The organism is Citricoccus sp. K5 (assembly GCF_902506195.1).
Classification (GTDB): Bacteria; Actinomycetota; Actinomycetes; order Actinomycetales; family Micrococcaceae; genus Citricoccus.
Map to the genome: position 1 here is coordinate 1,244,875 of NZ_LR732817.1, position 25,413 is coordinate 1,270,287.

The 25,413-nt window shown below is 67.2% G+C and carries 23 protein-coding genes; 16 read left to right on the top strand and 7 right to left on the bottom strand.

The genetic code is table 11. From position 1 onward, the window contains the following. Positions 1 to 71 precede the first annotated feature (71 nt). The 3 genes from BOSE125_RS05570 to BOSE125_RS05580 all read left to right on the top strand — a co-directional run bounded on the left by BOSE125_RS05570 (position 72) and on the right by BOSE125_RS05580 (position 3,046). Entirely contained in the window at positions 72 to 1,307 is a 1,236-nt protein-coding gene (locus BOSE125_RS05570) for a sensor histidine kinase (RefSeq protein ID WP_236557830.1), read from the top strand. Continuing rightward, the gene (locus BOSE125_RS05575) at positions 1,304 to 1,948 is read left to right on the top strand and encodes a response regulator transcription factor (RefSeq protein ID WP_159550776.1); all 645 of its coding nucleotides are present in this window, start codon (positions 1,304 to 1,306) and stop codon (positions 1,946 to 1,948) included. The genes BOSE125_RS05570 and BOSE125_RS05575 overlap by 4 nt, the downstream gene beginning before the upstream one ends. A gap of 246 nt (positions 1,949 to 2,194) precedes the next feature. Further along, a complete protein-coding gene (locus tag BOSE125_RS05580; protein ID WP_159550778.1) occupies positions 2,195 to 3,046 on the top strand; it encodes an SMP-30/gluconolactonase/LRE family protein in 852 nt (283 codons plus the stop codon). Positions 3,047 to 3,077: 31 nt separating this feature from the next. Here the strand turns inward: BOSE125_RS05580 and BOSE125_RS05585 are convergent, their stop codons facing one another. Then, entirely contained in the window at positions 3,078 to 4,424 is a 1,347-nt protein-coding gene (locus BOSE125_RS05585) for an aromatic acid/H+ symport family MFS transporter (RefSeq protein ID WP_159550780.1), read from the bottom strand. 48 nt (positions 4,425 to 4,472) lie between these two features. Here BOSE125_RS05585 and BOSE125_RS05590 point away from each other — a divergent pair, with 48 nt between their 5' ends. Further along, positions 4,473 to 5,270 carry an IclR family transcriptional regulator gene (locus tag BOSE125_RS05590; RefSeq protein WP_159550782.1) on the top strand — a complete coding sequence of 266 codons (798 nt, stop codon included), beginning with the start codon at positions 4,473 to 4,475 and terminating at the stop codon, positions 5,268 to 5,270. A gap of 38 nt (positions 5,271 to 5,308) precedes the next feature. On the opposite strand, the gene BOSE125_RS05595 is transcribed toward BOSE125_RS05590, so the two are convergent. Further along, complete coding sequence (locus BOSE125_RS05595; RefSeq protein WP_159550784.1) at positions 5,309 to 5,560, bottom strand: NINE protein; 252 nt, start codon at positions 5,558 to 5,560, stop codon at positions 5,309 to 5,311. A 19-nt stretch (positions 5,561 to 5,579) separates the two neighbouring features. Further along, positions 5,580 to 7,301, bottom strand: a complete 1,722-nt coding sequence (gene poxB, locus BOSE125_RS05600; protein WP_159550786.1) for a ubiquinone-dependent pyruvate dehydrogenase — start codon at positions 7,299 to 7,301, stop codon at positions 5,580 to 5,582. Between the two features lie 131 nt (positions 7,302 to 7,432). Between poxB and BOSE125_RS05605 the strand changes: the two genes are divergently transcribed. Continuing rightward, on the top strand, positions 7,433 to 9,037 hold the full coding sequence (locus tag BOSE125_RS05605) for an NAD(P)/FAD-dependent oxidoreductase (protein WP_159550788.1): 1,605 nt from the start codon (positions 7,433 to 7,435) through the stop codon (positions 9,035 to 9,037). Here BOSE125_RS05605 and BOSE125_RS05610 read toward each other — a convergent pair. Then, positions 9,000 to 9,422: a cupin domain-containing protein gene (locus BOSE125_RS05610; protein ID WP_159550790.1), complete on the bottom strand. Its 423-nt coding sequence runs from the start codon at positions 9,420 to 9,422 to the stop codon at positions 9,000 to 9,002. The two genes, BOSE125_RS05605 and BOSE125_RS05610, sit on opposite strands and share 38 nt — an antisense overlap. A gap of 548 nt (positions 9,423 to 9,970) precedes the next feature. Here BOSE125_RS05610 and nrdH point away from each other — a divergent pair. The 7 genes from nrdH to BOSE125_RS05645 all read left to right on the top strand — a co-directional run bounded on the left by nrdH (position 9,971) and on the right by BOSE125_RS05645 (position 18,561). Beyond that, complete coding sequence (gene nrdH / locus BOSE125_RS05615) at positions 9,971 to 10,216, top strand: glutaredoxin-like protein NrdH (RefSeq protein WP_159550792.1); 246 nt, start codon at positions 9,971 to 9,973, stop codon at positions 10,214 to 10,216. 16 nt (positions 10,217 to 10,232) lie between these two features. Beyond that, entirely contained in the window at positions 10,233 to 10,703 is a 471-nt protein-coding gene (gene nrdI / locus BOSE125_RS05620) for a class Ib ribonucleoside-diphosphate reductase assembly flavoprotein NrdI (protein ID WP_159550794.1), read from the top strand. Then, positions 10,700 to 12,868, top strand: a complete 2,169-nt coding sequence (gene nrdE, locus BOSE125_RS05625) for a class 1b ribonucleoside-diphosphate reductase subunit alpha (protein WP_236557831.1) — start codon at positions 10,700 to 10,702, stop codon at positions 12,866 to 12,868. Before nrdI ends, nrdE begins: the two co-directional genes overlap by 4 nt. Positions 12,869 to 12,999: 131 nt before the next feature. Next, entirely contained in the window at positions 13,000 to 13,974 is a 975-nt protein-coding gene (nrdF, locus tag BOSE125_RS05630) for a class 1b ribonucleoside-diphosphate reductase subunit beta (protein ID WP_159554768.1), read from the top strand. 265 nt (positions 13,975 to 14,239) lie between these two features. After that, the gene (locus BOSE125_RS05635) at positions 14,240 to 16,762 is read left to right on the top strand and encodes an N-acetylmuramoyl-L-alanine amidase (protein ID WP_159550796.1); all 2,523 of its coding nucleotides are present in this window, start codon (positions 14,240 to 14,242) and stop codon (positions 16,760 to 16,762) included. A 148-nt stretch (positions 16,763 to 16,910) separates the two neighbouring features. After that, a complete protein-coding gene (locus tag BOSE125_RS05640) occupies positions 16,911 to 17,777 on the top strand; it encodes a thioesterase family protein (protein WP_159550798.1) in 867 nt (288 codons plus the stop codon). 1 nt (position 17,778) lies between these two features. After that, on the top strand, positions 17,779 to 18,561 hold the full coding sequence (locus tag BOSE125_RS05645) for a lipoyl protein ligase domain-containing protein (protein WP_159554770.1): 783 nt from the start codon (positions 17,779 to 17,781) through the stop codon (positions 18,559 to 18,561). Positions 18,562 to 18,643: 82 nt separating this feature from the next. Here the strand turns inward: BOSE125_RS05645 and BOSE125_RS05650 are convergent, their stop codons facing one another. From BOSE125_RS05650 to BOSE125_RS05660, 3 genes are read right to left on the bottom strand one after another with little or no spacing between them, the layout of a single operon-like run. Continuing rightward, positions 18,644 to 19,264, bottom strand: a complete 621-nt coding sequence (locus tag BOSE125_RS05650; RefSeq protein ID WP_236557832.1) for a uridine kinase — start codon at positions 19,262 to 19,264, stop codon at positions 18,644 to 18,646. A 56-nt stretch (positions 19,265 to 19,320) separates the two neighbouring features. Then, positions 19,321 to 19,968, bottom strand: coding sequence for an MBL fold metallo-hydrolase (locus tag BOSE125_RS05655; RefSeq protein ID WP_159550802.1), 648 nt, complete (start codon positions 19,966 to 19,968; stop codon positions 19,321 to 19,323). Further along, positions 19,968 to 21,059, bottom strand: a complete 1,092-nt coding sequence (locus BOSE125_RS05660; RefSeq protein WP_159550804.1) for an S-(hydroxymethyl)mycothiol dehydrogenase — start codon at positions 21,057 to 21,059, stop codon at positions 19,968 to 19,970. Before BOSE125_RS05660 ends, BOSE125_RS05655 begins: the two co-directional genes overlap by 1 nt. 335 nt (positions 21,060 to 21,394) lie before the next feature. On the opposite strand from BOSE125_RS05660, the gene BOSE125_RS05665 reads away from it, so the two are divergent. From BOSE125_RS05665 to BOSE125_RS05680, 4 genes are all read left to right on the top strand, one after another. Beyond that, a complete protein-coding gene (locus BOSE125_RS05665) occupies positions 21,395 to 22,069 on the top strand; it encodes a DUF6318 family protein (protein ID WP_159550806.1) in 675 nt (224 codons plus the stop codon). A gap of 312 nt (positions 22,070 to 22,381) precedes the next feature. Beyond that, positions 22,382 to 23,086 (top strand): PKD domain-containing protein, encoded by a 705-nt coding sequence (locus BOSE125_RS05670; protein WP_236557833.1) that lies wholly within the window; start codon positions 22,382 to 22,384, stop codon positions 23,084 to 23,086. 61 nt (positions 23,087 to 23,147) lie between these two features. Next, positions 23,148 to 23,936, top strand: coding sequence for an SOS response-associated peptidase (locus BOSE125_RS05675; RefSeq protein WP_159550808.1), 789 nt, complete (start codon positions 23,148 to 23,150; stop codon positions 23,934 to 23,936). Between the two features lie 172 nt (positions 23,937 to 24,108). Further along, positions 24,109 to 25,377, top strand: a complete 1,269-nt coding sequence (locus BOSE125_RS05680; RefSeq protein WP_159550810.1) for a metallophosphoesterase family protein — start codon at positions 24,109 to 24,111, stop codon at positions 25,375 to 25,377. The last annotated feature ends 36 nt before the right edge of the window (positions 25,378 to 25,413 follow it).

Genomic DNA, 25,413 nt, shown 5'->3' on the forward strand with positions numbered 1-25,413 from the left:
TCATGGTGCTGGGCGGCGGCCCATGACCATCGGCACGGGTGCCGGTACCCACGCTCTTCTAGACTCGGAAGATGAGCCAGCGGTACGGGTACGAGATCTGGTCGGGACTGGCGATGCTCGTCGTCGCCATCGCCGTGGCCTCCCCGGTCCTGTTCGGAGCGGCCGAGCCGTCGATCCACCGCACCCTGTGGACCAGCCTGTTCGTCGTCTTCATGCTCAGCCTCATCGCGGCGGTCTCCGGAATGGCGAGGCGCGTGGACCTGCTGGGGTTCGCCGCCGCCGTCGTGTTCTCCTGGATGCTGGTGCTGACCGCCCCTGGGATGGGATTGCTGAATATCCTCCTCGTACTGACCGCCGCCATCAGCGCCTACCTGGTGCCCGTGTGGGGCGGGTTCGTGCTGGTCGGGCTCAACACAGTGGTGCTCGCGGTGGATGCCGTGCAGGAGGCCTCGCCCCAGTGGGGCGGCGCGATCACGGAAGCCGCCCTGATGGAGCTTGGGCTGTTCCTCGGGTTCTACCTGATGATCCAGGTCGCGACCCTGCTGAGTACCGTCACCCTGATCCGTGAACAACGGCAGCGACGCGAGCTGGCCCGGGCCCACGTGGACCTGCGGGCGGCCTCCGCCGTGCTGGCCGTGAACGCCCGCGCCGCCGAACGGCTGCGGATCTCCCGGGACCTGCATGACACGCTCGGTCACCAACTCACCGTCCTCGCCCTCGAACTGGAGGCGGCCAGGCACCGTACCCCGGGGCCGGCAAGGGAGCATGTTGAGCGGGCTGGCACCGTGGCCAAGGAGCTGCTGGCCGATCTGCGGGCCACCGTGGACCAGTTGCGCACCGAACCGACCGACCTGGCCCGAGCTCTGGACGAGGTGGTGGCGGACCTGCCCGGTCTCCACGTGGAGCTTGACGTGGAACCGGAGATCAGCCTGGACGAGGCACGCACCGAGGCCCTCGTCCGGGCCGTGCAGGAGATCACCACCAATACCCTCCGCCATGCCGACGCCACCCGGTTGTGGATCACCGTGGGGCTGGACGGAGAGAACGGGGGCGTCGGCAGGGATGTGGTGCTCACCGCCGAGGACGACGGGTGTGGCCCCCCGGACGCGGGCGCAGGTGGGAACGGATTGCGGGGCATTGCAGAACGGTTCGAGATGCTGGGCGGCACGGCGACGTTCGGAACTGCCGCTCCACGGACTGCGAAGACTGCCAAGACTGCCAGCATCGAAAGCACTGGAAGAACTACTCGTGGCCGCGACCCCCTGGGTCAGGGGTTCCGCGTCGTCGCCCGGGTGCCGTCCGCATGACCCGCGTGGTGGTCGTCGACGATCAGACCCTCGTGCGGCACGGGATCCGCACCCTCCTGGACATCGCGCACGTCGAGGTGGTGGGGGAGGCGGACGACGGCGCTGCGGCACTGGAGGTGATCGCCCAAGAAGCGCCCGACGTCGTGCTACTGGATTTGCGGATGCCCCGTTACGACGGGCTGTGGACCCTGCGGCAACTGCGGGACCGGGGGATCGAGGTGCCCGTGCTGGTACTGACGACCTTCGACGATGACACCCTGGTGCTGGATGCCCTGCAGTCCGGCGCTCGCGGCTATCTGCTCAAGGACGTGACGGTCAAACAGCTCACCCATGCGGTACAGACTCTGGCCGATGGCGGAACGCTCATTGCCCCATCCATCACCGATCGGTTGCTGCGGGCAATCCGCACCGGCGCTGTGCCCACGCCGGAAGCTGCGGTGCCCGCCCAGGATCTCACCGAACGGGAACGGGAGGTGCTGCGGCTGATGGCCGAGGGCTACCCCAACCGGCAGATCGCCCAGGCCCTGTTTCTCGCCGAGGGCACGGTGAAGAACCACGTCTCCACCATCCTCCTGAAGCTGGGTGCGCGGGACCGGACGAATGCGGTGCTCCGCGCCCTGCGTGACGGTCTGCTGCGGTAGCCCGCGGAGGCTCAGTACCGAGATCGGCCCGCCCGCCGCATTCTCGAGGCTCAGCAGGGTGACCCGGTCCCGTATGCGCGGCATCCGGGATGCGGCCGACCTCTGCCGACCAGAGGAACTGGTCCTCGAGCTCGAGGACCGGAAGGAACCCCTTGCACCCAGCACGCCGACGGGGTTGTCTGAGGGTGAGCCCTCATTCCCGTCCGCCCGTCATCGCTTCCGCGTTGCCCCACACAGGAGGTCCCCATGCGTGCCCAGCAGATCACCGACCCGGTCGCCTACCACGGCGAGGGGCCGGTCTGGTCTGAGCAGTGGGGAGGCCTGCGCTGGGTGGACATGCTGGCCGGGGACATCCTCACGCTGCCCGGGGACGCGGGGGACACGGTGACCCGCCACCACGTCGGTTCGGTGGCCGCCGCGGTGCGGCCACGCCGTGGCGGGGGCGCGGTGATCGGCGTCGAACGGGGCTTCGCCCTGGAGGAGCCCGACGGCTCCATCGCCACCCTGTCCCCGGTGTGGGCCTCGACCGGCGTGCGGATGAACGAGGGCGCCTGCGATCCGGACGGCCGGTTCTACTGCGGATCCATGGCGTATGACCAGACGCCGGGTGCTGCCTCCCTCTACCGCCTGGATGCCGACGGCCGGGTCGATGTGGTCCTGGACGGCGTCACCAACTCGAACGGGCTGGACTGGAGCCCGGACGGGTCCCTGGCCTACTACAACGACACGCCGACCGGTCTGGTCTCGGTCTTCGACTATGACACCGAGTCCGGCCTGAGCGGCCGGCGGACCTTCGTGCGTATTCCCGGCGGCGGCCAGCCGGACGGGTTGACCGTGGACGCCGACGGAGGGGTCTGGGTGGCCGTGGTGGACCAGGGCGTGATCCACCGGTACCGGCCGGATGGCCACCTCGACGAGGTCATCGAGGTGCCGGCCACCAAGACCACCGCCTGCACCTTCGGCGGTGAGCACCTGGACCGGCTGTTCATCACCACCTCGCAGGAAGACGTGGATACCGATGCGGACCCGCTGGCCGGTGCCTTGTTCGTGGCGGAGGTAGGGGTGCCCGGAATCCCGACGCGCCCGTTCGCGGGCTGATGACCCCGGCCGTGGAACTCTGTCAGACGATTCAGCTCGCCGTGACCTGGCGCGATCCGACGCCGCGCCCGCCGTTGCCCTGGGCGATGATGACGACCAGCAGCACCGCCGCCACCAGGGCTGCCACGCCGAAGGCGACGAAGATCGATCCGGCGCCGAAGCCGCCGTCGAGCAGGAAACCGGCCACCAGCGGGGCCGTCACGGCACCCAGGCGCCCCACGCCCAGGGCCCAGCCGAGGGCCGTGCCGCGCAGGTGCCCCGGGTAGTGGTTGGCCACGGCGGCGATGATCAGGCACTGCGTGCCGTGCGTCCCGACGCCGGCCACCATCAAGATCACGTACACGAGCCACACGGGCGGGGAGAGCAACAGGCCGAGCAGGGCCACGCCGGCCAGAGCGGCGGCGATGACGCTGGAGCGGACAGCGCCGAAGCGGTCGCCGGCCCAGGCCGTGACGATCGAGCCGAGAACGGCACCGACGTTCAGGGACAGCGAGAAGGTCAGGGCGGAGCCGAGGTCATAGCCCTGGGCTTCCATGGCGCGCGGCAGCCACGTGCCGAGTCCGTACCAGGCGAACAGCGTGGCCAGGGTGGCCAGGGCGAACATGATGGAGGCCAGCAGGAAGGGATCACGGAGCAACAGGGAGAAACCGCCGGCCTTCGCCGCCTTGCCAGTGGCCGGTGAGGCGCCGGGGCGATCCCGGGCCGCGGCTTCGGACGGCAGGGTCTCGGGGAGGTAGGCCAGGCCCATCGGGACCACGATGACGAGGGCCAGGACGGCCACGAGGAACATCGACTGCCAGCCGAGGGCCGGAATCAGGGGGATGCCGATGAGGGCGGCCAGGGAACCGCCGATCGGGACGCCGGACATCATCAACGTGGCGATGGAGGAGCGCCAGCGTTCGGGGACCAGCTCGGCCACCATGGCGTTGGCCGAGGGCACCAGGCCGCCGAGGCCGATCCCGGCCAGCAGCCGGAAAGCTCCGAAGACCCAGGCGCTCGGGGCGATGGCACAGAGAATCGTGAAGATCGAGAAGGTGACGGCGCACGCCAGGATGGTACGGCGGCGGCCCCAGGAATCGGCCATCCGCCCGGCCAGCAGGGCGCCGATCATCATCCCGACGAACGCCATGGACCCCATGAGGCCGAGGGTGGCGTTGTCCAGGCCCCAGCCGGTGTTCTCCAGCAGCGAAGTCTGGACGGTGCCGAAGACGATGAGGTCGTATCCATCGAAGACCACGAGGAGCCAGCAGACCACCACGGCCAGGGTGGCCTGGCGGCGGGACAGCCCACTGCCCTGCGGTGAGCCCTGGACGGTGATGGCGGCCTGTCGGTGGGGCGCCACGGACGGTGCGTCCGAGGCGGATGTGCTCTGGATCATAGATCTACTGTGAACCTCAGCACAGGAACACTGCCAAAATGATCTACTGTGCAGAAAACGCCATCCCTGCGGCAGTCGCCGAGGTATCCCGTCGACTCCGTGGACCGCGCCCTGACCCTGATGGAGATGGTGCGTGACTACGGCCGGGTGCGCATCAGTGTTGCGGCCCGGCTGTTGGGCGTCTCCGTCTCCACGGCACACCGCCTCATGGCGATGCTGGTCTACCGCGGGTACGCCGTCCAGGACGCCTCCCGTCGCTACATCCCGGGCCCGGCCCTGGGTCTGCCGCCGGTGGGGGTCCCCTGGACGGCCGAGCTACGTCACCGCAGTTATCCGCACCTGGAGATGCTGGCCGGCCGGCTGCGGGAGACGGCCAACCTGATGGTCCGTGCCGGCACCGAGGTTCGTTTTCTGGCCTCCGTGGAGGGGGACCACTCCGTTCGAGTGGGCGACCGCCAGGGCGTGGCCCTGCCGGCCGCCGCGGCCTCGGGCGGTAAGGCCCTGCTCGCGACGATGGACCCGGCCACGGTCGAACAGCTGTACCGCCACCAGGCTGAACTGGTCGGCAGTCCCTTCGACGCGCGGTCCCACACGCGGCTCGCCGCCGAACTGGCGATGATCCGGATCCGCGGCTTCGCCATCAACGATCAGGGCACCGAGGAGGGCGTCGGCGCGGTCGGGGTGGCCGTCCGGGACAGCTCGGGCGCAGCGGTGGCCGGGATGACCGTCTCCGTGCCCCGGGACCGCTTGCGTACTGCCCTCGACGCCGGCCTGGTCGCTGAGCTGATGCGCTCACGGATCGAGTTGGAGGCCGACCTGCACGGCTTCGTCGCCGCCACCTGGTAGTCGCACTGCAGGGGCCGCATCCCGCAACGGTGAACTGCCTAGTTGAGGCCGCCGTCGGCCCGCCGGACGAGTCCGGGCAGGCGCACCAGGTCGAGCAGGCACAGCAGGATCACGATCCCGCCGAACACGAACCCGATGCCCCACGGAGCGCTGGCGAGGCCGGCCACAGTCAGGACCGGGTACACCACGCCGAGCGCACGATGCCCCAGGTAGAACCGGTGTGCCCCCACCAGTCCGAGGGCCACACACAGGACGTAGGCGAGGATGAGGTTCTTCGGCGTACGGTCCACCCGGCAACCCTAGCTGGGACTAGAACAACCGGCGCAGGTTCGTCTTCGCCAGGTCGAACAGCTCGTCGCCGCGGCCCGAGAGGACCGTGCGGAGCGAGTACAGCGCGAAGCCCTTGGCCTGTTCGAACTGGATGGCCGGCGGAATGGTGAGTTCCTGCGGGTCCGTCACCACGTCCACCAGAGCCGGGCCGTCGTGCGCGAAGGCCTCCGTGAGGGCCGCGTCCACGTCACCGGAGTCCTCCACCCGGATGCCCTTGATGCCCATGGCCCGGGCCACGGCGGCGAAGTCGGGGTTCTCCAGGCTCGTGGCGAAGGGCAGCTGCCCGGCGGCCTTCATCTCGAGCTCCACGAAGTTCAGGGACGAGTTGTTGAACACCACCACCTTCGCCGGCAGCCTCATCTGCACCAGCGTGAGCAGGTCACCGAGCAACATGGTCAGCCCGCCGTCGCCGGAGAGCGTGACGGTCTGCCGGGCGCGATCCTGGGCCAGCACGCCGATCGCCTGCGGGACCGCATTCGCCATGGAGCCGTGCGAGAACGAGCCGAGCAGCCGGCGTCGTCCGTTCATCTCCAGGTACCGGGCGGCGTAGACCACGGGGGAGCCGACGTCCGGGATGAACACGGCGTCCTCGGCCGCCAGCGCGCTGATCCGCCGTGCCAGGTACTGCGGATGCACCGCTGCGCCCTTCCGGGCCGGGGTGGCCAGGTCGTCCAGCTTCGCACGCGTCTTGGCGTAGTGCTTCCGCGCGTCCGCGAGGTGCCTGCCCTTCTTCTGCTCCAGCAGCGGGACCAGCGCGGCCGCCGTCTCCTGGACCCCACCCACCAGGGCAACGTCCACGGGATGCCGGCGCCCGATCTGCTCGCCTCTGAGATCGACCTGGACCACCCGGGCATCGTCCGGATAGAACTGCGGGTACGGGAAGTCCGTGCCCAGCATGAGGATGGCGTCCGCCTCGTACATGGCCTTGTACCCGCTGGCGAAGCCGAGCAGGCCGGTCATGCCGACGTCATAGGGGCTGTCGTACTCCAGGTGTTCCTTGCCGCGCATCGCGTGCACGATCGGCGAGGCCAGCCGCTCGGCCAACTGCATCACCTCGGCGTGCGCTCCCGCGGTCCCCGCACCGCCCAGAATGGTGACGTTCCTCGCCGTGTTGAGGATCCCGGCAGCCTCTTGCAACTGGTCCGGCAGGGGCACGACGGCGGAGCGGGCCTTCCGCACGAGGGTGTGGCGATCATCGTGGGCGGCCGCCGAGGCGACATCGCCGGGGATCACCAGGACCGCCACGCCACGTTGCTCGATGGCGGTGCGCAGGGCGATCTCCAGCAGGCGGGGCATCTGCTTCGGATCGGCCACGTACTCCACATAGACGGAGCATTCCCGGAACAGCTCCTGCGGGTGGGTCTCCTGGAAGTAGGTGGTGCCGATCTCCTCCGTGGGGATGTGGGCGGCGAGCGCGAGCACCGGGACACGGCTGCGCTGGGCATCGTAGAGCCCGTTGATCAGATGCAGGTTCCCCGGCCCGCAACTGCCCGCACAGACCGCCACATCTCCGGTCATCTCGGCCTCGGCCCCGGCGGCGAACGCCGCGGTCTCCTCGTGGCGCACGTGCACCCACTCCATCTCGGGGTGGGTCCGGAGGGACTCCGTGATGGCATTGAGCGAATCACCGGGCAGGCCGTAGATGCGCTTGACGCCATTGAGGGAGAGGGTCTGGATGAGGTTCTCGGCAACGGTGACCATGGGCTCAGCGTAGGGGCCGGGACGCCTTCAGGGGGAGGGTGTCCGGTCGCCGGGCTCGGACGCCCGCGTTCGGCGTGGGCCGGGTTCACTGTCTCTCGCCACCCGGGGTGCGCTGATGGAAGTCTGGTCCCATGGCTTCCCCCTCCACCCCAGCGTCCACTCCCATCCCGGCGTCGATCCCCACGCCCGCCGCCACGTCTGTCACGTCCGTCTCGGCGTCCAGGACGGTCGACGCCATCGTGATCGGACTCGGGCCCGGCGGGGAGGACATCGCCGCACGGCTGGCGCGCGGCGGCTGGTCGGTGATGGCCGTGGACGAGCACCTGGTCGGCGGCGAATGCCCGTACTACGGCTGCATCCCGTCGAAGATGATGCTGCACGAGTCCCGAAGGGCGGACGCCTCGTGGGCGAGGGTGGCGCAGCGGATCCGCGAGGAGGCCACGGACCACTGGGACGACCGGGTGGCCGTGGAGCGGCTGCTCGGCACCGGCGCGACGTTCGTCCACGGCCGGGCCGAGATCGCGGGAGGCCCCGCAACCGGCACGGCCTCAGACGGCACCAGCGTCACCGTCACCCCGAACGACGGCGGCGCGCGCCAGACCTGGACGGCCCGCCGTGCGGTGGTCCTGAACACCGGCTCGGAATCGGTGCGGATCCCGGTGCCCGGCCTGCCGGATGCGGTGACGTGGACCCACCGGGACGTGGTGACGGCGGAGACACTCCCGGCCTCCCTCGCCATCGTGGGCGGTGGGCCCGTGGGATGTGAACTGGCGCAGGCGCTGACCGGGTTCGGGGTCCGCGTCAGCCTGCTGGTGCGCGGTGGACGGTTGCTCTCGGGCGAAGCCCCGGAGGCCGGCGAGCTGGTGGCGGAGCGGTTCCGGTCCGAGGGGATCGACGTCCGTACGGGGACGGAGATCAGTGGTGTGCAGGCCGGGGAGGCCTCCCGGTATGAGACGTCGCACGGCATCCCGGCCTCGGCCGGCCCCGTGGACCTGGAGCTGACCACGGGGGACCGGCTGACCGTGGACCGAGTGCTGCTGGCCACCGGCCGGGTGCCGCGGGACCCCGTGGACGTGGATGACTGGTGCCGCGTCCTGGACGGCGCGGCCGCGGAGGGTGGGCAGCCCGTGCCGGGCCGATACGCCATCGGGGACATGACCGGTGTTGGCCCCTTCACCCACACGTCCATGGCCCAGGCGGCGGTGGTGGCGGACCAGCTCCTGGCCGGAGCGGCTCCGCGCCCCTTCCCCCGGCATGCCGTACCCCGGGTGACGTACACGGATCCGGAGGTGGCCGCCGTCGGGCTCTCTGAGGGTGAGGCCCGGAAGGCCGTGGAGCATCAGGGGGGCGATGCCTCCGAGGTCCACGTGGTGAGGGTGGATCTCGGGGCCTCGAGCCGGGGGTGGATCGACGAGGTTCGAGGGCACCTGACCCTGGTGGCTCTGGCGGAGGGGACTGCGGAGGAGAAGGGGGCTGGGGCGGAGGAGAAGGGGACTGGGAAGGGAGCCGGGACCAGGACGAGTGGGGGAGCGCTCGCCGGCGCGGCGGTGGTGGGCCCCCATGCCGGGGAGATCCTCGGGGCGCTCACCGTGGCCGTCCACGCCCGGGTGCCGCTGGCCGAACTGGCCCGGATCCCGTGGGCCTACCCCACCCTGCACCGGTCCATCGGGGACGCCATCGCCCAGTTCGGAAGCGACGTCATGGGCGCAGAGTCGGGAGCAGGCCCGGCTTCCTGACGTGGACCGTGTGGTAGACCAGTCCGGAACCATCCGCGGTGAAGCGGCGCATCGAACGCCGGGGCATCCACAGGAGGTCTCCGGGCCGAAGGGTCAGGTCTCCCTCTGCGGTTCCGAGCGTGCCGGAGCCGTGGAGGACATGGATCATCACGTCGTTGTCCGGGCCCTGGTGCGCGTCGATCCCGTCACCGGCCGGCAACGCGATGATGTTCGAATCAAGCTCCCGGAGCGGCTCCTCGAGTTTCCAGATCGCGCCTGCGGCGCCGGTGGCGATCCTGGCACCTGTGGCGTCTGCGGCGGTCGCTGTCTCGCGGGCGGTGAGGCCGGCGCGGCCGACGAGGTCGTGGGTGTTGACCAGTCGGCGGGGTGTCTCTGGCGTGGGCATGGGAGTCCCTCCTGTGGTGCCTCTTGTGGTTCCTCTTGTGGGTCCTCGAGGCTAACCGGGTCCTGTCCGTGAAGCCGACCGGTCCCGTCACGATGCCGACACGCCGCCGCCGCGGACAGGACACGCCGCCGTGCCGGATCAAAAGAATCTGTGCACAACGCCGGGCCTCTTCGTCCACACCCTGTGGACGTTCTCCGGCCCGCAACCGTCGATCGGCGTGATTCCGGCGTTCCGGGCGGGTGCGTTCACGGCCCGTTCATCCACACCGCCTGTGGACGAACTGGGGGAAACTAATCCCAACCATGTAAGACAGGATCTTGTGGTTGTTCCATACGGTCACCACTAGATGTAGTATTGATGTCAGCAGTTCGGACCGCGCAGTTTTTCACGCCGGAGAGTCCGGGCGGGCCCGGAATCCACGGTATCGGGACCTGTTGAACAGGCCCTAGACGGATTTCGCGGCCATGACGCAAGAACACAGACCACAGAGCAGAAACGCCCGCCGGTCCGGCAATCCGGACGCGGTAACCGAGGACAGGGGAATGACCATGACCGTCACCGTTTACTCCAAGCCGGCTTGCGTGCAGTGCAATGCCACCTACCGCGCCCTGGACAAGAAGGGCATCGCCTACGAGACCGTGGACATGTCCCAGGACGCCGAGGCGCTGGAGCGCGTCCGGTCGTTGGGCTACATGCAGGCCCCGGTCGTCATCTCGGGTGCCGAGCACTGGTCCGGCTTCCGTCCGGACAAGATCGAGGAGCTGACCACCGCCGCTGCCGCCTCGGTGGCCTGAGGTTCCCGAGGTCACCATGACGAGCGTGGTCAGCGACAGCAGGCCGACAGGTGTTGTGGGGTCCCAGACCCCGCAACAGACGGCTGCACGCCTGATCTACTTCTCCTCCGCCTCCGGCTACACCCACCGCTTCGTCTCCAAACTGGAGCTGCCGGAGGGTGAAGTGGCGCGGCTGCCGATCATCACCAAGGAACCGACCCTCCTGGCCACGGAGCCCTTCGTCCTCGTCCTGCCGACCTATGGCGGGGGAGACGGCAAGGGAGCCGTGCCGAAGCAGGTCATCAAATTCCTCAACGTCAAGTCGAACCGGGAACTGATCCGGGGCGTCATTGCCGCAGGGAACACCAACTTCTACGAGGCCTACTGCCTCGCCGGGGACATCGTGGCGCGCAAGTGCGAGGTCCCCCTGATGTACAGATTCGAACTCATGGGCACGCCGGAGGACGTCACGGCCGTGCGCGAAGGATTGGAAAGGTTTTGGGGATGACTATCACCGAGCAGGACATGATCAGGTCGGCCAAGGAGCTGCCGGCGGCATGGCAGAACCTGGGCTACCACGAGCTGAACGCCATGCTGAACCTCTACGGTGCGGACGGCAAGATCCAGTTCGAGGCGGACCACGCCGCAGCCCGTCAGTACTTCCTGCAGCATGTCAACAACAACACCGTCTTCTTCCACGACCTGAACGAGAAGCTGACCTACCTCGTGGAGCACGACTACTACGAGGCCGAGACGCTGGAGCAGTACTCCGCCGAGTTCCGGACGAGTCTCTGGGACCGCGCCTACGGGTTGAAGTTCCGTTTCCCCACCTTCCTGGGCGCCTTCAAGTTCTACACGTCCTACGCGCTGAAGACCTTCGACGGCAAGCGCTACCTGGAGCGCTACGAGGACCGCGTCTGCATGGTGGCCCTGCACCTGGCCCAGGGCGATGAGCAGCTCGCCATCGACCTGGTGGAGGAGATGGTGGGCGGACGCTTCCAGCCCGCCACCCCGACCTTCCTCAACGCCGGCAAGGCCCAGCGCGGCGAGCTCGTCTCCTGCTTCCTGCTGCGTATCGAGGACAACATGGAGTCGATCGCGCGCAGCATCAACTCCTCCCTGCAACTGTCCAAGCGCGGCGGCGGCGTGGCCCTGTCCCTCACCAACATCCGTGAGCACGGCGCCCCGATCAAGCAGATCGAGAACCAGTCCTCCGGCGTCATCCCGGTGATGAAGCTCCTCGAAGACTCCTTCTCCTACGCGAACCAGCTCGGTGCCCGCCAGGGTGCCGGAGCCGTGTACCTGCACGCCCACCACCCGGACATCTACCGGTTCCTGGACACCAAGCGCGAGAACGCGGACGAGAAGGTGCGCATCAAGACCCTGTCCCTGGGCGTCGTCATCCCGGACATCACGTTCGAGCTGGCCAAGAAGAACGAGGACATGTACCTCTTCAGCCCGTACGACGTGCAGCGCGTCTACGGCAAGCCGTTCACCGAGATCTCGGTCTCGGAGAAGTACTACGAGATGGTCGACGACGCGCGGATCAAGAAGACCAAGATCAACGCCCGCGAGTTCTTCCAGACGCTCGCTGAGATCCAGTTCGAGTCCGGCTACCCGTACATCGTCTTCGAGGACACGGTGAACCAGGCCAACCCGATCAAGGGCCGGATCACCATGTCCAACCTGTGCTCCGAGATCCTCCAGGTCTCCGAGGCCTCGGAGTTCAATGAGGACCTGACCTACGCCTCCGTGGGCAAGGACATCTCCTGCAACCTCGGGTCCATGAACATCGCCAAGACCATGGATTCGCCGGACTTCGGCAAGTCCATCGAGACGGCCATCCGGGCGCTCACCGCGGTGTCCACCATGTCTGAGATCAACTCGGTGCCGTCCATCGTCCAGGGCAACAACTCCTCGCACGCCATCGGCCTGGGCCAGATGAACCTGCACGGCTACCTGGCCCGCGAGCGGGTGCACTACGGCTCCGAGGAAGGCATCGACTTCACGAACATCTACTTCTACACGGTGCTGTTCCACGCCCTGCGGTCCTCCAACCGCATCGCGATGGAGACCGGGTCGACGTTCGGCGGCTTCGAGGACTCCACGTACGCCTCCGGGACGTTCTTCGACAAGTACACCGAACAGGTCTGGGAGCCGGCCACCCCGCGGGTCGCCGAGCTGTTCTCCGGTGCCAACGTGTCCATCCCCACCCAGGCCGACTGGCGCGAGCTGAAGGCCTCTGTCATGGAGCACGGCATCTTCAACCAGAACCTGCAGGCGGTGCCGCCGACCGGTTCGATCTCCTACATCAACAACTCGACCTCCTCGATCCACCCGGTCGCCTCGAAGATCGAGATCCGCAAGGAGGGCAAGCTGGGTCGCGTCTACTACCCGGCTCCCTACCTGACGAACGAGAACCTCGAGTACTACGACGATGCATACGAGATCGGCTACGAGAAGGTCATCGACACCTACGCCGCCGCCACTCAGCACGTGGACCAGGGCCTGTCCCTGACCCTGTTCTTCAAGGACACGGCCACCACCCGTGACCTGAACAAGGCCCAGATCTACGCTTGGCGCAAGGGCATCAAGACCATCTACTACATCCGGTTGCGCCAGCTCGCGCTGGAAGGCACCGAGGTCGAGGGCTGCGTCTCCTGCATGCTCTGATCCGTCAGGCCTCCGGGCCCGACGCCGGCCACTAGCCTGGGCCGGGCGGGTCGCTTCCCGGCGGCCCGCCCGGCTGAACCACGAACCACCCACAGCACTGCACCCTTGAAGTGAGGACGACACCTGAGATGATGGCCGACGCTGTCAAGACCCTCGAGACCGTCGAGGCAATCAACTGGAACCGTATCCAGGATGACAAGGACGTGGAGGTCTGGAACCGTCTGACCTCCAACTTCTGGCTCCCGGAGAAGGTGCCGCTGTCCAATGACATCCAGTCCTGGGCCACGCTGTCCGAGGACGAGAAGACCCTCACCATGCGGGTCTTCACCGGACTGACCCTGCTGGACACCATCCAGGGCACCGTGGGCGCTGTCTCCCTCATCGCGGACTCGCTGACCACCCACGAGGAGGCCGTCTACACGAATATCGCGTTCATGGAGTCGGTGCACGCGAAGAGCTATTCCTCGATCTTCTCCACGCTGTCCAACACCAAGGAGATCGACGACGCGTTCCGTTGGTCCCAGGAGAACGCCAACCTGCAGAGGAAGGCCCGGATCATCCTGGACTACTACCACGGTGACGATCCGCTGAAGAAGAAGGTGGCCTCCACCATCCTGGAGTCCTTCCTCTTCTACTCCGGCTTCTACCTGCCCATGTACTGGTCCTCCCGTGCCAAGCTGACCAACACCGCGGACCTGATCCGTCTCATCATCCGCGACGAGGCCGTGCACGGGTACTACATCGGCTACAAGTACCAGCGCGGGTTGGAGAATGAGTCGGCGGAGCGCCAGCAGGAGCTCAAGGACTACACCTTCGAGCTCATGTTCGAACTGTACGAGAACGAGGTCCAGTACACCCATGACCTCTACGACTCCGTCGGCCTGGCTGAGGACGTCAAGAAGTTCCTGAACTACAACGCCAACAAGGCCCTGATGAACCTCGGCTACGAGGGGATGTTCCCCTCCGCCGTCACCGACGTGAATCCGGCCATCCTCTCAGCACTGTCACCGAATGCGGATGAGAACCACGACTTCTTCTCCGGCTCCGGCTCCTCCTACGTGATCGGCAAGGCCGAAACCACGGAGGACGATGACTGGGACTTCTAAGATCGACGGAGAGCTCTGACAGCCGTCCACCGACGGCGCGCATAGGGACACCGGGTCCACCCTTGAGGGGGACCCGGTGTCCCTTTGTCTTGTCCTGGCTGGGCCTGTCATCAGCGCCAACCACGGAGTGAACTCTGTGTTAAAGCTGAGACCAAAGGGACAAAAGTGATTACAAGTCAATAAACGCTTGATAACCTATCTGTGGCGTGGAGGGGAAACCCACGACCACGTCCACCGCTCTGCACCACTTGAGGGAAAAACTGATATGTCCCGGACGCTCCACCCTGTCCTGAAGGCCGGCGCCGCCACTGCCCTGGCACTCACGCTCACCGCCACCACCGTCCTGCCGGCCACGGCCATGCCCGTGGTGCCGGACACCACTGCTGCTCCGGCGGTGACCGCCGCCACCAGCGAGAATGCCGTTGACCCGGCCGTCGAGCCAGGTGAGGTGGCCTCTGAGGTCAAGGGTGCCGAGGAGCAGTCCATTGCCCTCGGCGGCATCGACCCCGAGGCGCTCCCCGAGGTGGCGGACACCCCTGAGTCGGCACCGGCTCCTGACGTGACGGAAGCCCCTGACACGCCGGACCTTGAGAGCACCGAGACGCCTGACGGCACCGAGACCTCTGACGGCACCCAGGCGCCTGACGGCACCCAGGCGCCTGACGGCACCCAGGCGCCTGACGGCACCCAGGCGCCTGACGGCACCCAGGCGCCTGACAGCACCCAGGCGCCTGACAGCACACCAGCTCCCTCGGTCACGGACACCCCTGACCTCGCTGAGCCGTCGGCGTCCTCGGCACCGGAGGCCAGCGAAGCCGCGGCCGCTGAGTCCGCGGCCACCGAGCCCGAGGTCTCGCTGATGTCCTCGACGCTCTCGGCCCGGTCGACCCCCGTGTCCGGCACAGCACCGAAGTCACCGGGCAGCGAGGCCCAGCCCTCCGACGTCGTGATCCGGGAACTCCGGGCCAAGGCTGACGCCACCGCCGATGCTCCAGCGGCCCCCGAGGCCGAGGAGCTGACTGACTCCGTCTTCAACGGCGCCATCTCGTCCACGCAGGAGGTCGAGGTCGAGCGGATCGCGGCCCTCACCCAACCGGTCGAGACCATGGACTTCATCGTCGCGGGCGTGACGTGGGACATCGCCGAGACGAACCAGGTCACTGACGTGTCCCTGCGTGTACGTGAAGCGGGGGAGTGGACCGACTGGAACAGCATGGAGATCCATGACGGCGATGAGGCGCCTCATGCTGACCGCGTGGGCACCGAGCCCTTGATCTCCAGCGGGGGCGATGCCATCCAGGCCCGGGTGACCACGGCGGACGGCGAGGTTCCGGCCGGACTGGAGCTGGAGCTCATCGACCCGGGCACGGCCGAGACCGACGGCAAGCTGGAGGCAGCTTCCTCTGCCTCAGGCGACCTGGCGGAGATCGAGCAGCAGGCCGGCCTGGCCAGCCAGGAATCCGCATCATCCACCCAGGGCGCAGCGGCCGTGCCGGCTTCCTCCCTCGGCACGGGCAGCGACGCGGCCTTCACACCCGCCGTCCATGAACAGCAGGGACTGATCACCGGGACCGCCCAGGCCACTGCCACGGCCAACTCCTCGGCTGATGCGATCAAGCCGAAGATCATCACCCGCGCGCAGTGGGGTGCCGATGAGAGCAAGGTCAAGGACTGGGGGACCCCGTCGACGGACCTGAAGGCGATGTACGTGCACCACACGGCCGGGTCGAACAACTACACCGCCTCCGGCGCCTACGCCCAGATCCGGGGCATCTTCCAGTACCACGCGGTCTCCCTGAACTGGGGAGACATCGGCTACCAGTTCCTGGTGGACAAGTACGGCAACATCTTCCAGGGCCGCCGCGGATCGATCGAGAAGCCCGTCCAGGGCGCTCAGGCCGGCGGGTTCAACACGGACACCATCGGCATCTCCGCCATGGGCAACTATGACATCGCCTCGGCCCCGGCCCCCATGGTACGGGCCATCGAGAAGGTGCTCGCCTGGCAGGCCTACCGGTATGACGTGAACCCGACGGCCAACGTCACGCTGACCCAGCGGGGCAAGGGCACCGCCCGGTGGAGTGACGGCACCAGGGTGACCGTTCCCACCATCCTGGGGCACAAGGTCACCAACTCCACGGCCTGCCCGGGGCGGTACCTGGACGCTCAGCTGCCGACCATCCGCAAGAATGTGGCTTCCGCGGTCAACGCTGCGCGGCAAAAATATGGCCAGTACCAGGTGCCGGCGACGGTGGTGGCGGGCAAGCAGCAGTGGACGGGCGGGAAGCTGTCGATCTGGTGGGGCAAGTCTGCTCGGGCGGATTATTACAAGGTGTTCCGCCGCACGGCTCCGGTGGGTTCCTTGGGTCAGGTGGATGGTCGCTACTCGTCCGGAAGTTATGCGGTCAGCCGCGGGGCGAAGACTCAGTTCGCCGTACGGGCTTACAATTCTGCGGGCTACACGCCGTTGACGGTGGTGGCCACCCAGACGCTGGAGCAGCTGCAGGTGCCGGCGACGGTGGTGGCGGGCAAGCAGCAGTGGACGGGCGGGAAGCTGTCGATCTGGTGGGGCAAGTCTGCTCGGGCGGATTATTACAAGGTGTTCCGCCGCACGGCTCCGGTGGGTTCCTCGAGTTTCGGGGGGTGGAAGTATGTGGGTCAGGTGGATGGTCGCTACTCGTCCGGAAGTTATGCGGTCAGCCGCGGGGCGAAGACTCAGTTCGCCGTACGGGCTTACAATTCTGCGGGCTACACGCCGTTGACGGTGGTGGCCACCCAGACACGGTAGGCATCGCAGTAGATCTCGACCTCCATCCTGATCTCAGGTATGACGACGGTTCAGCCAAGGTACTGGATTCCGGTCTCCGTACGAATCGGAGCCACTCGCCAGCCGACTTGTCCAGCGCCGCATCTCCGGCTCTGACAGGATGGAGGGCATGACTTCCACCACCATGGCCGGCGGTTCCGGCATCGAGGGGCACGACGTCGGCGCCAACTTCCAGCGGACCTCGCCTCCCAGCGTGGTGGACGGGGTGCGCACCTCGGAGTTCGACTCGCTGGTCCATGCCCAGGGCACGTGGCGAGACGACGAACTCCACATGGCCCCGGTCTCCGGACTGATGACGGCAGAGATCCTGGCCCACGATCCACGTCCCGAGCTGCGATTGGCCCGGTTGTCCTTCGAGATCCTCGGAACACTGCACTACGGGCCCCTGACGGTCACCACCCGTACCCTGCGCCCCGGGCGGACCATCGAACTGGTGGAGTCAACCCTGGGGGCCCAGGGGCGCGCCGTCCTGGTGGCCCGGGCCTGGCGCCTCGTCACCTCGGACACGGCCGACGTGGCCGTCACGAACGACTCTGCCCTCACCCCCTTGGCCCAGTGCCGGCCGTTCCCGGCGATGGAACAGCGGTGGCCCGGTGGCTACATCAAATCGCTGGAGATGCGGGTGGCCCCGGATCACGCCCCGGGGCACGGGCGCTGCTGGTCCACCACTGCCGTGGACATGATCGCGGGTGAGCCGACCAGTGACCTCGTCCGGCTGATGGGGATGGCGGACACCTCCAACGGAGTCGCCCCCGTGCTGGACGCCGGTCCTGGTGGCTACGGATTCCCGAACGTCGACCTGCAGATCCATCTCTACCGCGATCCCGTGGGCGCTTGGCTGGGCTATGCGACCACCTCGAACATGGGCTCGGACGGGATCGGGCTGACCTCGTCCGTCCTCCATGACGAGCGGGGCCCGTTCGGGCGATCCGAGCAGATCCAGACGGTGCGGAAGGTCCCCTCCGTCGATGCTTGAGATGGTCCAGCCGTCGGCTCGGCACGCGGCCCCACCGGTCGTGCTGCAGTGGACCCGGCAGGGGACATCGCTGGGCCCGGCTGAGGATCTCGACTACGGGATCACCCTGCTCCGTGCCGCCCAGAACGGGGTGATCAGCTCTCCGATGGTCCGCCTCTACCGCCCCGCTCCCACCGTGGCCTTCGGCCAGCGTGACACCCGGTTGCCCGGTTTTGCCCGAGCCCAGCAGGCGTGCCACGCACACGGTTTCGCGCCCGTGGTCCGGCGCGCGGGTGGCCGGGCCGCGGCCTATCACGGCGGCAGCGTGGTGGTGGATCACATCCAGCGCAACCAGGACGCGATGCAGGGGTTCCAGGACCGCTTCGCCGGGTTCGGCGAGATGTTCGCCCAGGTGTTCCGGAGCGCTGGGGTACCGGCCGCCGTCGGGGAGATTCCCGGGGAGTACTGCCCGGGCGAGTACTCGGTGCACACGCCGCTGCCGCCCGGGCCGGGCGGAGCCGAGCGTGGACCTGTGAAGCTGGCGGGCACGGCGCAGCGGGTCGTCAAGGGTGCCTGGTTGTTCTCCTCATCGATCGTGGTGGAGGATCCCGCGCCGATCCGCGCCGTGCTCGTGGATGTCTACGCGGCACTCGGCCTGGACTGGGACCCGGCGACGGCGGGAGCGGCCACAGACGCCGTGCCGGGGCTGGACGTGGAGACGTTCGCCGCCGGACTGCGCGCGGCCTACCAGCCCGTCGAGGACCGGCCCTGGGTTGACCTGCTCCGGGCGGTTCCGCCCCGGTAGGTCATCCGGTGGTTGGCCTGGTTGGCCTGGTTCGTCCCAGGAGGCCACCGCTGTGGGCTGCTGCGGCGTTGGCGTTGCGCCGTCAGCGCGCTGCGAGACGCCGATGCAGCTCGCCCTTCGGCACCGGCGTGAAGCCGGCGTCCAGGTAGTGGTCGCGGATCTCCCGCTCATTGCGGAGGAGGGACCATCCTCGCTGGAGAAGGAAGGGGACCGGCTTCCGGCGTTCGGCGAGGTCGCGCGCCAGCCGGCGGGCCGCCGTCGTGAGCTGGTGCTGGTCGATGTACCAGGCCTGGAAGTCGACTCCAAGCCGGGTGAGGATGCGGGGGAGCTCCGCGGCGAAGATGCCCTCCGCGACGATCGGTCCTCCCGCCAGCTCGAGGTCCAGGTAACCGGTGATGGACGACGTGGTGATGGAGTAGTCGGGCACGCGGGTGCGGCCGGTTTCCCTGAGCTCGATGATCGCGTCCACGGCGGCGCGTGCATTCCAGGTCCCTGGATGGTCCCAGTCGATCTCACCGTAGGCGGTACGGGGAAAGGCCCGCTCTGGGTCGCACTTCTGGTCCTCGGCGATCTCCCGGTAGAAGGAGTCCAACAGCAGGTGCGGACGGCCGTAGGTGCGGGCCAGATAGGACTTACCCGAACCGGAGGCCCCGCCCAAGAGGACGAGGCCTCCGGAATGGTGTTCGGAGGATGCGGTACTCACAGAGTCGGTGTTCCCGTCAGAGACTGGCGGCGCCTGATGGGAGACCGGCCCGGCGGCTAGTGACCGCGGTCGATCCATTCCTGCAGGTGCGGGGCTTCGGCGCCGATCGTGGTGGAGTCCCCATGGCCGGTGTTGACCGTGGTCTCGTTCGGCAACGTCAGGAGCCGGTTCTTGATCGACTCCACGATGGTACCGAAGTCCGAGTAGGACCGCCCGGTGGCGCCCGGTCCGCCCTGGAAGAGGGTGTCGCCGGAGAAGACGACGCCCTGGGTTCCGGAGTCGCTGACCAGTTCCGGGGAATGGAAGCAGACCGAGCCGGGGGAGTGCCCCGGGGTGTGCAGGGCGGTGAGTTGGATCTCGCCCACGGTGAAGGTCTCCCCGTCCTCGATGGTGCCGTCGGGGGCCTGGTCCGGGTAGACGGTGTCCCACAGCATCCGGTCGGCCTCGTGCAGCAGCACGGGGGCGTCCACGAGCGAGCGGAACATCTGGACGGCGCGGATGTGGTCGTCATGGCCATGGGTCAGCAGGATGGCCAGGACCTGGCGCCCGTTGACAGCCTTCTGGACCTCGAGGGCGTCGTGGGCGGGATCGATGACCACGCAGGTCTCGTCGTCGCCGACGATCCAGACGTTGTTGTCCACCTCCCAGGTGCCGCCATCCAGGGAGAAGGTGCCGGAGGTGACGATCTTGTTGATGCGAGCCATCAGAGCACCACCACCGAGCGGAGGACGTCACCGGAGTGCATCTTGGCGAAGGCGGCCTCGATGTCGCCGAGGCCGATGGTCTCGGTGACGAAGGCGTCCAGGTCGAGGCGGCCCAGGTTGTACTGGTCGATCAGCATCTGGAAGTCGCGGGAGGGCAGGCAGTCGCCGTACCAGGAGGACTTCAGCGACCCACCGCGACCGAAGACATCGGCGAGGGGCAGCTCCAGCTGCATCTCCGGCGTCGGGACGCCGACGAGGACGACGCGGCCGGCCAGGTCGCGGGCGTAGAAGGCCTGCTTGTAGGTCTCGGGGCGGCCCACGGCGTCGATGACGAGATCGGCGCCGAATCCTCCGGTGAGAGCCTGGATGGCCTCGACGGCTTCCTGGTCCTTGGAATTGACCGTGTGGGTGGCTCCGAGCTCGACGGCCTTGTCCAGCTTCCGCTGATCGAGGTCCACGGCGATGATGGTGGTTGCCCCGGCCAGCTTGGCGCCGGCAATGGCGGCCGTGCCGACGCCGCCACAGCCGATGACAGCCACGGACTCGCCGCGCTTGGCCTCCCCGGTGTTGATGGCAGCGCCGATCCCGGCCATGATGCCGCAGCCGAGCAGCCCGGCAGCGGCATTCTGCTCCTCGGAGACGCCCTCCACCTTGGTGCACTGGCCGGCTGCGACGAGGGTCTTCTCGGCGAAGGCGCCGATGCCCAGCGCCGGGTCCAGTTCGGTACCGTCCTCCAGTGTCATCTTCTGGGTGGCGTTGTGGGTGTTGAAGCAGTACTGGAGCTGGCCCTTCTTGCAGGCGCGGCACTCGCCGCAGACGGCCCGCCAGTTGAGGATGACCTTGTCACCGACGGCCACGTCCGTGACGCCCTCGCCGATCTGGGAGACGACACCGGTGGCCTCGTGGCCGAGCAGGTAGGGGTAGTTGTCACCGATGCCGCCCTGGACGTAGTGCAGGTCGGTGTGGCACACGCCGCAGGTGAGGATGTCGACGACGGCTTCACCCGGACCCGGATCCGGAATGACGATGGTCTCGATGCTGACGGGGGCGTCCTTCGCCGTGGCGACGACCGCCTGGACCTTCTGGGGCACGGTGCTGCTCCTTCCGGGGCCCGCGGTGGGGCAGGGCTCCGACTCGTGGGTGGTTTCGGACCCATCCCATCACATCTGGCGCGGCATGGGTGGCAGGTTCCCTGTGAGACGTATCCGAAGGCCTCGGATTTGCGTTGTGGATATCTGTGACGTGGTTCATGGGGGTCTGTTTAGACTGGTCGGGGGCCTGGCAGGCGGGATCTGGCTGGGCTGCTGTGTTGATGAGTGCTGATGAGTGTTGGCGAGCCGTGGGGACGGCGTACTGCCTCGTCTGGGAATGAGTTGGTTTCCGGGTTCGTGGTCGGTGGCCCTGTGGCCCTGAGGGAGGGGTCTGCATGACCGATCCGGTGAATCGTCCTGTCCGACTGGCTGGCCTGGCTGGTGTGATGGCGTTGGGTTTGGTGTTGGCGGGGTGTTCTGGTGATGGGGGAGCGGGGGAGTCGTCCTCTGTTGCGCCGAGTGCCACATCGGTGTCGAGTGAATCTGCCTCGCCCGATGGTTCGTCGAGTGCGTCGCCGAGCGCTTCCCCTTCCGGCACGTATGAGCCGGCCACCGAGACCTCTCCGGCGAAGAACGTGCCGGTGCCCGAGATGCCCGAAGCGGCAAAGGAACCCACTCAAGAAGGCCTTGAAGCCGCAGTCGAGTATTGGTGGGAGGCGGACAATTATCTGAAATTGACCGGTGACTCTGAAGCACTTGAACGTGTGTCCACTGCGGACTGCAAACTTTGTAATGACCTTATAGATCGCTGGTCCGAGATTTACAAGCTCGGCGGATGGGCTGAAAGCGGTCAGGCCGAGATAAATGTTCAGTTCACAACTATCGACGACGGCGGATCCGGAGGCACCGGTGCAATGGAGGTCTCTGAGGCCCCCGGCCAAATCTACAGACCAGATGGCGAGCTGGGCGCGACTGGAGAGGGAACGTCAAAGATTCCGTGGACCTTCTCTGCGTTTTTTAACGAGAATGATCGCTCCTGGAAGATTGACGACCTCGGCGCTCAAGGATGATCGTCAATGCGCAAAATAGCTGAAACTCTAAGTCTCGGCATATGTCTAATTGCCATAATGCTTGTGGCCATGATGGCTCCGGGTAGCAATGCTGGAGCGTTCGCAGATGGATGCAGTGACGTATTTTGTGGTGGTTTTCATAACAATGCGCCGATAGTGGGTGGAACAACGCCTGGCACCCAAACGTCAGAAACTCCTGCGGTAGATACATCCACGCCCATTACGGAAGTACCTCAGGTTGGAAACTCAGAAGACGAACAAAGCGAAGCTGCGGATCCCGCCCGAATCATTACGATCACTCGAGGCTATTGCATGGATATCGCTGGCGTTTCTCAGATGGACTGCCTCGAAGCCGAGCAGTCGGCCTGTAGAGAGCCCGGCAGCCAATGGCTGATTAGAGTTCAGTATCCTGCCAATGATCCTGGGGCCTTAGAAACCATCGGGCGTCAATTCTGTTCAGGCCCTGATGTCGAAGTCGTGGTGGATCCGGCGGCGGAGGCCCCTGATGCTCCGCCGATGCCGGTGGTGACGTTGGCTGATTTCCGTGCCTTGGATATTGCCCCCTCGGAGATCGAGTCTGACTCCGGTGGCTTTGGTTTGATTCGCGGGAATACGAATTTCTTCGCGACCGAGGAGGACCAGACGTTGAACACCACGATGCTGGGTCAGCAGGTGGCGATTCAGGCGGTGCCGGTGCAGTGGACCTGGGACTACGGGGACGGCTCGGAGCAGTTGTCGAATCCGTACCCGGGTGGGCCGCAGGTGGAGTTCAACCAGGAGACCACCACCAGCCATGTCTACGAGGACACCGGCCAATACGCAGTGGGGCTGACCACGTCCTACCGGGGGCAGTTCTCCGTCAATGATGGGCCGTGGATCGCGATCCCGGGCACTGCCGAGGTCCCGAGTGAACCGGTTACCGCGGACATCTGGCGGTCCCAGTCCAAGAACGTCGCCGAGGACTGCCACGAAAACCCCGAAGGTTGGGCCTGCGGCACCCCCCTCGTCGAAGACTGACGGTCGAAGACTGATCCCGGGCGGTTGACCATCAGACGAAAGGCTGCGGCAGACTGAAGCCATGTGCGGACGGTATGTGATGGCCAGGGCCATCGGTGACCTGGTGGCGGACTCGGGTGCGGACCTCAACGAGGAACTGGTGCTGCCGCCGAACTGGAATGTGGCGCCCACCGATGATGTCGCCGTGGTGCTGGAACGTGCCGTGCCGACGTCGGGCTCCGAGGCCGGAACGCGCCGGGAGATCCACGTGGCCCGGTGGGGCCTGGTCCCGCCGTGGGCCAAGGACCTGTCCGTCGGTTCGAGGGCGTTCAACGCGCGGTCTGAAACCGTCACGGAGAAGCCCACGTTCCGCTCCGCGGTGAAGGCCCGCCGCTGTGCCGTCCCCGTGGACGGCTACTACGAATGGCTCAAACCGGACACGGGCGCGCCTAAGTCGGCGAAGAAGCGTCCCTTCTACATCCACCCGGAGGACGGCTCCCCGATCTACTTCGCGGGACTCTACGAATGGTGGAAGGACGAGGCCGTGCCGGACGGCGACCCGGCCCGCTGGCTGCTGAGCTGCACCATCCTCACCGGCCCCTCTCCGGAGGCGGACGATGCCGACCCGACCCTGGCGCAGCTCGGTGGTCTGCACGACCGGCTCCCGCTGCCGATGGACCGGGACACCCTGGACGCGTGGCTGGAGCCGGAGAGACTGTCCTCGGCGGCTGCCGGCGCCCTGGTGGACCGCGTCCGGGAGCGGGCCTTCGGGACAGCCTCGGGATGGTCGCTGGATGAGGTGGGTGCCGCCGTCGGCAACGTCCGCAACAACGGCCCCGAACTGATGGAACCCCTGGACACGCTGATCTGACGGCTTCCGGCGCCCCTCGCTCTCCCAGCTGTGAATCCGCTGACAATGCGGTGAAGTTCTACCCACAGGTAGTGGTTCCACGCTTCGGCTCTGCGCCATGTGGAGTTCAGGAGGGCTCTCTAGTTTGTGGAGCGCCGCAGTCCGCGGCGTCGCCTTGTCCCGAGGGGGAACCATGACCGAGCAGAATCCGTCCGACCCGTCCATCGCGCAGCCGTCCCCGGAGCCCCCTGGAGTCGGCCGTCGCCGTATGCTGGCCGGCGGTGGGGCGCTGGCCGCCGCCGGGGTCCTCGGCTCCCTGCCGGCGGCGGCCCATGCCGCCGGAGTGCAGCCCGCGGCCGGCAGGGGCAAGGAGAGGCGCAGCCGTCGGATGCCGCTGTCCTTCAACCGCAACGGCCGGTTCAAGATCATCCAGTTCAACGACACCCAGGACGACCACCTGACGGACCGCCGCACCCTGGACTTCATGGGGAAGGTGCTGGACCAGGAGGAGCCGGATTTCGCCCTCATCAACGGCGACGTGATCACCGGAGGCCCCACCACCAACCGCGAGGTCTACCAGGCCATCAACAATGTGGTGATGCCCATGGAGTCCCGGGGCGTCCAGTGGGCACTGACCTTCGGGAACCATGACGAGGACTCCACCGAGCAGGCCGGCACCACGGTGTTCGAGCCGCAGATGGTGGAGTTCATCCGCCAGTACAAGCACAACCTGAACCCCACCGACGAGGACGGGCTGTTCGGTTCCTCCAACGGCCAGCTCCTGGTCCGCGGCTCCCGCGGTCGCAATCCAAGGTTCGGCATCTGGCTGCTCGACTCAGGCCGCTACGCCGAGGAGAACCCCGCCGGCCAGTCGCGTGAGGGGCTCATGGGGTACGACTGGATCCGCCCCGAGCAGATCCGCTGGTACAACGAGCTCTCGAAGGAGACGGAGGAGCGCTACGGCCAGAAGGTGCCGAGCCTGATGTACTTCCACATCCCGACCTATGAGCACCACCACATGTGGTTCGGCCAGCAGTTCACCTCGGACGACTCCGGCCACGCGGCGGCCGCGGAGCGCCACGGCATCGTGGGGGTCAAGAACGAGGGCGTGTACACCGGGCTGTTCAACTCCGGCATCTACGCGGCCGCCTTCGAGCGCGGCGACGTCCTCGGCATGTACAGCGGCCATGACCACATCAACACCTACATGGGCAACTACTACGGCATCGAGCTGGGCTACGGTCCGGGCACCGGCTTCGGCCCCTACGGCCTGAACGACGGTACTTGGGACCAGCACACCCTGCGCGGTGCCCGGGTCTTCGAGCTCAACGAGAACTCGAAGCGGGTGTACGACGGCACCCGCCTGGTCTTCGCCAAGGATCTGGGTCTGGACATGAACCCGGAGCCCCAGAAACTCGACGAGCCGCTGGCCTTCCCGAAGTATGTGAAGCCCATCAACTGACGGGTTTCTGACCGGACGCTTATCGCGTCCGACCTT

Excerpts from the sequence above, each read along its gene's own strand:
- BOSE125_RS05570 (WP_236557830.1), top strand. The coding sequence starts at position 72 with ATGAGCCAGCGGTACGGGTACGAGATCTGGTCGGGACTGGCGATGCTC.
- nrdE (WP_236557831.1), top strand. The coding sequence starts at position 10,700 with ATGACTATCACCGAGCAGGACATGATCAGGTCGGCCAAGGAGCTGCCG.
- nrdI (WP_159550794.1), top strand. The coding sequence starts at position 10,233 with ATGACGAGCGTGGTCAGCGACAGCAGGCCGACAGGTGTTGTGGGGTCC.
- BOSE125_RS05655 (WP_159550802.1), bottom strand. The coding sequence starts at position 19,968 with ATGGCTCGCATCAACAAGATCGTCACCTCCGGCACCTTCTCCCTGGAT.
- BOSE125_RS05610 (WP_159550790.1), bottom strand. The coding sequence starts at position 9,422 with ATGCCCACGCCAGAGACACCCCGCCGACTGGTCAACACCCACGACCTC.
- BOSE125_RS05645 (WP_159554770.1), top strand. The coding sequence starts at position 17,779 with ATGGTCCAGCCGTCGGCTCGGCACGCGGCCCCACCGGTCGTGCTGCAG.
- BOSE125_RS05675 (WP_159550808.1), top strand. The coding sequence starts at position 23,148 with ATGTGCGGACGGTATGTGATGGCCAGGGCCATCGGTGACCTGGTGGCG.
- BOSE125_RS05580 (WP_159550778.1), top strand. The coding sequence starts at position 2,195 with ATGCGTGCCCAGCAGATCACCGACCCGGTCGCCTACCACGGCGAGGGG.
- BOSE125_RS05680 (WP_159550810.1), top strand. The coding sequence starts at position 24,109 with ATGACCGAGCAGAATCCGTCCGACCCGTCCATCGCGCAGCCGTCCCCG.
- poxB (WP_159550786.1), bottom strand. The coding sequence starts at position 7,301 with ATGGTCACCGTTGCCGAGAACCTCATCCAGACCCTCTCCCTCAATGGC.
- BOSE125_RS05665 (WP_159550806.1), top strand. The coding sequence starts at position 21,395 with ATGACCGATCCGGTGAATCGTCCTGTCCGACTGGCTGGCCTGGCTGGT.
- BOSE125_RS05585 (WP_159550780.1), bottom strand. The coding sequence starts at position 4,424 with ATGATCCAGAGCACATCCGCCTCGGACGCACCGTCCGTGGCGCCCCAC.
- BOSE125_RS05670 (WP_236557833.1), top strand. The coding sequence starts at position 22,382 with ATGGATATCGCTGGCGTTTCTCAGATGGACTGCCTCGAAGCCGAGCAG.
- nrdH (WP_159550792.1), top strand. The coding sequence starts at position 9,971 with ATGACCGTCACCGTTTACTCCAAGCCGGCTTGCGTGCAGTGCAATGCC.
- BOSE125_RS05605 (WP_159550788.1), top strand. The coding sequence starts at position 7,433 with ATGGCTTCCCCCTCCACCCCAGCGTCCACTCCCATCCCGGCGTCGATC.
- BOSE125_RS05640 (WP_159550798.1), top strand. The coding sequence starts at position 16,911 with ATGACTTCCACCACCATGGCCGGCGGTTCCGGCATCGAGGGGCACGAC.
- BOSE125_RS05635 (WP_159550796.1), top strand. The coding sequence starts at position 14,240 with ATGTCCCGGACGCTCCACCCTGTCCTGAAGGCCGGCGCCGCCACTGCC.
- BOSE125_RS05575 (WP_159550776.1), top strand. The coding sequence starts at position 1,304 with ATGACCCGCGTGGTGGTCGTCGACGATCAGACCCTCGTGCGGCACGGG.
- nrdF (WP_159554768.1), top strand. The coding sequence starts at position 13,000 with ATGGCCGACGCTGTCAAGACCCTCGAGACCGTCGAGGCAATCAACTGG.